Genomic DNA, 2,839 nt, shown 5'->3' on the forward strand with positions numbered 1-2,839 from the left:
GCCGATGCAGTCAAATGGCAGCAGCTGATTGCCGAATTTCGTTCGGCGTCCATCAAAAGCGGCGCGGGCGTGCCGATCCTGTTCGGTGTCGATGCCGTCCATGGCCATTCGAACCTGCCCGGCGCAACGATTTTTCCTCACAATATCGGCCTTGGTGCCGCCAATGATCCGGCCTTGATCAAGCGCATCGGTGCTGCCACGGCTGCCGAGGTGGCGGGAAGCGGCGCCGACTGGACGTTCGCGCCGACGCTGGCTGTGCCGCAGGATCTGCGCTGGGGCCGCAGCTACGAAGGCTATGCCGCCGACCCCGCCCTGGTGGCGCGGTACGGGCGAGCCATGACCCTTGGCCTGCAAGGCGCGGTCATTGCCGGGCGGCCGATCGCGGCCAACAGGGTTGCGGCCACGGCCAAGCATTTCCTTGCCGATGGCGCCACGGCGCAAGGCAAGGACCAGGGCGATGCCGCCATTTCCGAACGCGACCTCGCGGCGGTTCACGCGCGCGGATACCCCGCAGCGATCAACGCCGGCGCGCTAACGGTCATGGCCAGTTTTTCAAGCTGGAACGGCGTCAAGAACCACGGCAACGCCAGCTTGTTGACCGATATCCTCAAGCGGCGGATGGGCTTTGCCGGGCTGGTTGTCGGGGACTGGAACGGACATGGCCAAGTGCCGGGTTGCACAGTCACCGATTGCGCGGCCAGCTTCAACGCCGGGCTGGATCTGGCCATGGCGCCGGACAGCTGGAAGGGCTTGTTCGAAGCAACCGTGCGCGATGCGCGCAGTGGCGCCATTCCCCTGTCGCGCATCGACGATGCCGTCCGCCGGATCCTGCGGGTAAAGGCAAAGCTGGGACTGCTCGGCGACGCCCCGGTGCAGCGCGGCGACGCCGCCCAAGTCGGCGCCCCGGACCATCTGGCGCTGGCGCGCGAAGCTGCCGCCAGGTCGCTGGTTTTGCTCAAGAACAATGGCGGCGTGCTACCGCTCCGCCCCGGCTCGCGCGTGCTCGTGGCAGGCCCCGGCGCCGACAACATGGCGATGCAGGCTGGCGGCTGGACGATCACCTGGCAAGGCACGGACACCGCGGCATCCGATTTTCCCAAGGGCCAGACGATCGGCCGCGCAATTGCGTCAGCCGTTGTTGAGGCAGGCGGACAGGCCGTGCTGGCGCCCGATGGCAATTGGTCCGCGCGGCCCGATGTGGCAGTCGTGGTTTACGGGGAGCAGCCCTATGCCGAGTTTCAGGGCGACATGCCCAACCTGGCCTTTCGCGCGCATTCGGGTGAACAGGAACTGATCGCACGCCTCAAGGCGCAAGGTATTCGCGTGGTTTCGGTGTTCCTGTCGGGCAGGCCACTGTTCACCGGCACGCAGATCAACGCCTCGGATGCCTTTGTTGCGGCATGGTTGCCCGGCACCCAGGGCGCAGGTGTCGCCGATGTGCTGGTTGCGCGCTCTGACGGGAAACCTGCGCGCGATTTCACTGGCCGGCTGCCATTCGCCTGGCCGGCCGATGCGCTATCGCCTGTTGCAAACCCCCTGTTCCCGGTTGGCTATGGCCTGCACTATCGCAAGTCCGCCGCGTTGGGCCCTATGGCGTTAGGGCCTGTCAACGAGGACCCCCGCGTTGACCTTGCTGCCTTTGAAAGCGCGGACAGTTACTTCTCGCTTGGCAAGGTGCCATCCCCATGGCGCCTGGGCCTGGACAGCATGGTCGTGGGCCGGGCGCTTGATCTGGCCGCGCAGGAGGATGCGCGCCAATTCGCCTGGACCGAGCGCGGCGCCATCGCCATCGACGGCCCGCCGGTCAACCTGATGCGGCAGCTCGACGCCGGTTTTGTTCTGCACTTCGAATGGCGGATCGACGTCGCTCCGACCGGGCCGGTCGCGCTTTCCATGGGCGGTGCCACGCTTGATATCGGGCCGCAGATCCGGGCTGCCCCTATCGGGGTGCCCACGACAACGCGGATTGCGCTGCGCTGTTTTGCCGAGGCGGGCGCTGACCTCAAGGCGGTCGGCACACCGGTTCGCATAGCGGCCAACAAGGGCTTCACGATGACCTTGCGGCGCGCAGCACTCGAGAGCGCCGGGCCTGCTACCCAATGTCCTTCCAAGCTTGATTAGCGCGCAGGAGAACAACGTCATGGCAATGGCCCCAGGCGCGACAAACAGCACCGACAGCAACCCCGCAATGGGCGATGACAATCATGTCGATGCGCCGCGGTTGCAGTTGTTCGTCATGGCGCTATTTTTCATCTTCGGTGGAATCACGTCGCTCAATGATGTGATCATTCCCAAGCTGAAGGAGCTGTTCACGCTCAATTACACCCAGGCCATGCTGGTGCAGTTCTGCTTCTTCACCGCCTATCTGGTGATCGGCATTCCCGGTGCGCGGCTGGTCAAGCGGATCGGCTACATGCGCGGGGCCGTCGCCGGGCTGCTGTTGATGATGACGGGCTGCCTGTTGTTCATCCCGGCCAGCCAGACCGCGACATATGCGGTGTTCCTGTTGGCACTGTTCGTGCTCGCCAGCGGAGTGGTCATCGTGCAGGTTGTCGCCAACCCGCTGATTTCCATGCTTGGTCCTGCCCGCACCGCGCATAGCCGGCTTACGTTTGCACAAGGGTTCAACTCGCTGGGCACGACGCTGTTTCCCATTGCCGGGGCGATCCTGATCCTAGGCGGCCTTGCCAATGTCAGCGCGGCACAGTTTTCAGGGGCCGCACTCGACGCCTATCGCACCAGTGAAAGCCAGGCCATCGTCAACGGCTATCTGGGTCTTGCAGCGGCGCTGGCCGTCGTTGCAGGCGTGGTCTGGATGTTCCGCGGTGCGCTCAAGGGC

At 65.1% G+C, this 2,839-nt stretch carries 2 protein-coding genes; both read left to right on the plus strand.

Annotated features, from left to right (window positions below; all coding sequences use genetic code 11):
* Positions 1-2,121: glycoside hydrolase family 3 N-terminal domain-containing protein (locus RMQ73_RS00385; protein WP_310495975.1), on the plus strand; the 2,121-nt coding region annotated here is incomplete at its 5' end.
* Between the two features lie 19 nt (positions 2,122-2,140).
* On the plus strand, positions 2,141-2,839 hold a 699-nt coding region (locus RMQ73_RS00390; RefSeq protein ID WP_310495976.1), incomplete at its 3' end, for an MFS transporter.

The sequence above is a fragment of the Sandarakinorhabdus sp. genome, assembly GCF_031430775.1.
In the GTDB taxonomy this organism is placed as follows: domain Bacteria; phylum Pseudomonadota; class Alphaproteobacteria; order Sphingomonadales; family Sphingomonadaceae; genus Sandarakinorhabdus.